Annotated in this window: 2 protein-coding genes and 1 pseudogene; all 3 read right to left on the bottom strand. The window is 67.2% G+C overall.

Annotated elements, in window-relative coordinates; genetic code table 11:
* Positions 1-509 (bottom strand): annotated as a pseudogene (locus AC1DT2_RS19250) (anthranilate synthase component I); the annotation flags it as partial.
* 210 nt (positions 510-719) lie between these two features.
* Complete coding sequence (locus tag AC1DT2_RS19255) at positions 720-2,717, bottom strand: ATP-binding protein (protein ID WP_477298081.1); 1,998 nt, start codon at positions 2,715-2,717, stop codon at positions 720-722.
* 102 nt (positions 2,718-2,819) lie between these two features.
* Positions 2,820-3,128: winged helix-turn-helix domain-containing protein (locus AC1DT2_RS19260; RefSeq protein ID WP_477298082.1), on the bottom strand; the 309-nt coding region annotated here is incomplete at its 5' end.

Raw genomic sequence — 3,128 nt, forward strand, 5'->3', positions numbered from 1 at the left:
AGGTAGAGGCGGCCCTTCAGGTTATCGAACACGGCCACTTCGTCGGCGAGCATCAACAGCACATCGGGCGTGCCAAGTTCGTCGTGCTTGTCCCACTGGGCGAGGCGCTTTTCGATATAGCCGATGGTTTCAAAACCGAAGTAGCCGACAAGACCGCCGGTGAAGTCGGGCAGCCCCTGCAGCTTGGGCACGTCGTACTGCTTGCGCAGCACTTCGATCTCGGCGAGCGGATCCTCCAGATGACGACGCTCGATGACTTCGCCGCTCTCCTCCACTTCCAGCTCATGCCCGCGCAGGCGATACACACGCCGCGCCGGCAGGCCGATGATGGAATGGCGTCCCCACGTGGCGCCGCCCTCGACCGACTCGAAGAGGAAGGTATACGGGCCATCGGCCAGCTTCAGGTACACCGACAGCGGCGTGTCGAGGTCGGAGAAGACCTCGCGCACCAGCGGAATGCGCGTATGGCCCTGCGCGGCGTAGGCATCGAATTGTTCGCGGGAAATCATTCGGGGCGTCGAATCGGGTGGGGTGACCGGGGATTGTAGGATATCGGGACCCGGGCGGACCCTGCCCAGATACACGCAGGTCTTATGTAGGAGCCGATTCATCGGCGATAGCCAGGTTGCCGCGAACTCCATTCGCCGCTGAAGCGGCTCCCACAGGGAGCATCGCCGCTGAAGCGGCTCCTACAGAGAGCTGGGCACACACCGTGGGGGTTACGCCAGACGCTGGCGCGGCAGACCCCTCAGGTGCAGCGTAAACGCCACGCCACCCTCGATATTCCGCGCGCTGGCACTGCCCTGGTGACGCTCCGCGACCAGACGGACCACGTAGAGGCCCAGGCCCAGGTGCGGTGCGTCGCCGGGGGTGGCCTTGTCGCGCAGGCTGACCAGGGAGTCGAACAGACGCCCCTGCATGGCGGCCGGCAACGACGGACCTTCGTTGGCCAGCTCCACATCGGCACCTTCGGCCGTCGGGCTGAGCGTGATGCGTAGCCAGCCGCCCGGTGGGGTGAACGACAAGGCGTTGTCGAACAGCTTGTCCAGGGCCTGCGCGATCAGTTCCGGCGAGACATGCATCGGCACGGGCCCGGAGGGCAGCACCGCTTCGAGCGTGCGGTCGCCGGCCAGGCCGCGATAGCCGTCCGCGCAGCCACGCACGATGTCCGCGAGGTTCACGTCTTCCGCTTCGGCCGACGCGATGGCGCGCTCCATGCGGCTCGCTTCGCTCATGGCGCGAACGAGCGCCCCGAGACGAGCGACGCCGTCGCGCGCACGGGCGAGGTAAGGTTCCGCTTCCGGCGGAAGGCCGGCATGGTCGAGGTTGTCCAGCGACGACTTCACGATCGCCAGCGGCGTGTTCAGCTCATGCGACAGCTTGGACGCCAGCGTGCGCAGGTAGTCCGTATAGCCACCCACCACCTCGAACAGCCGCGCGAAGCTGCGTGCGAGGTCGCCGAGTTCGTCCGTGGCATCGATCAGCGGGAACGGGCCATCCAGACGGCCGTCGTTGTCCTGCGCGCGCTCGGCGGCGTTGCGCAGGCGACGGAGGCGGAAGGTGAGCCGCGTGGCGAACAGCAACAACACGCCGCCGGCAATCAGCAGTACGGCGAAGCTGGTCAGCAGCAGGCCGAAGAGTGCGCGGTTGGCCAGCAGCGGCACCGCGCGACTGGGCTGTTCGAGCAGCACCACGCCGTGCAGCTTGCCACCGCTTTGAATCGGCAAGGCCGCGGCGAGCACGACGCTGCCGCGCGATTCGCCGGCGCGCCATGCGGTCGCGGGTTTGCCCTGCAGCGCTTCGCGCACTTCCGGCAGATCGATCCGCGGCGCGTCTTCGGCCCAGCCGCCTTCGGGATCCAGTCGCGTTGCCAGCAAGGAGCGATAGACCAGCGAGGCGAACCAACCCGGCCGTTCGTTGGCGGGAAGGTCCGGCAGGTCGAGCTTGCCGCTCTGCGCGACCAGCCAAGCATCGGGCGAGAGCACGCGCACGCGCACGCCGTCGGGCGCCAGCCGCGCCAGCTCCTGCGAGAGCGGCGTGGAGAAGTCGATCAAGGGTCGCGTCTCGGCGGTGAGCGGCTCGCTGTCGCCATCGGACGTGATGTGCACGCCGAGGCCGAAGTGATCCAGCCGCAGTCCACGCGGCAGGCGGAATTCCGCACGGAAACCGCTGCCGTCTTCCTGCCATTGGGCGTTGATGCGGTCGGGCAGCACGCCGGCCTCGGGGTCGAGCGCGATGGCGGTCGTCGCACCCGGCGCCGCGCTGGCCATGAGATAGCGCTGCGCATCGTCCGCGCTGGCGATGGAAATGATGAGGTGGTCGGCGTTGAGCGCGAGGCGGTCGCCCGCATCCGCACGGTGGCGTTGCGTGGCGCGTACGTCGATGTAGAAGTACAGCCAGCGGTCGTCCTCGGCGAGCATCACGCGCGCGTTCTTGCCGAAGCTCTGCGCCCAGGCACTCAGCGAGGCCCAGTCGTCCGCATAGCCGTCCATCGTGATGGGGATGGGCGTGTGCTGGATGTACCAGGCGTTGCCCGCCGGCGGCAGTGGTGCATCGACCACCACCAGGCTGCGCGCCAGCGCCCGCCCCGACGCGACCAGCGCCTGTGCCTGGCCTTCGCGAAGCAGCGTTTCCATCTGCCGCACATACAGCCATCCGGCCACAGGAAGGGCCAGCGTGCAAAGCGCGACGAGGAGGAGTTTCTGGCGAAGAGTCATACGTAGAGAGGCTGTCGTAGGAGCCGATTCATCGGCGATCCCGCGGCAGCGGGCAACGGTGCCGCAAGCACCCAATCGCCGATAACTCGGCTCCTACAGAAATCAGGAGGTCCAACGATAACCGACCCCGTGCACCGTCTCGATCGCGTCGAACTCCGGCGCCAGCGCGATGAACTTCTTGCGGATACGCTTGATGTGCGAGGTGATCGTGGCATCGTCCACCACCAGCTCGGCTTCGCGCATCAGCTGGTCGCGGTTCTTCACGTGGCCCGGGAAACGCACCAGCGTGTGGACCATCCAGAACTCGGTGACGGTGAGCGGAATCTCGATGCCGTTCCACAGGATGCGCATGCGCTCGGACTCGAGCTTCAGAGGTCCGTGCTCGATCACCGTCTCGCTGGAGGCCGGGGC

This window comes from Luteibacter sp. P4_E6 (assembly GCF_056401535.1).

What these genes read in the sequence shown, in the direction of transcription:
- AC1DT2_RS19255 (WP_477298081.1), bottom strand. Translation starts at nt 2,717, where the DNA reads ATGACTCTTCGCCAGAAACTCCTCCTCGTCGCGCTTTGCACGCTGGCC.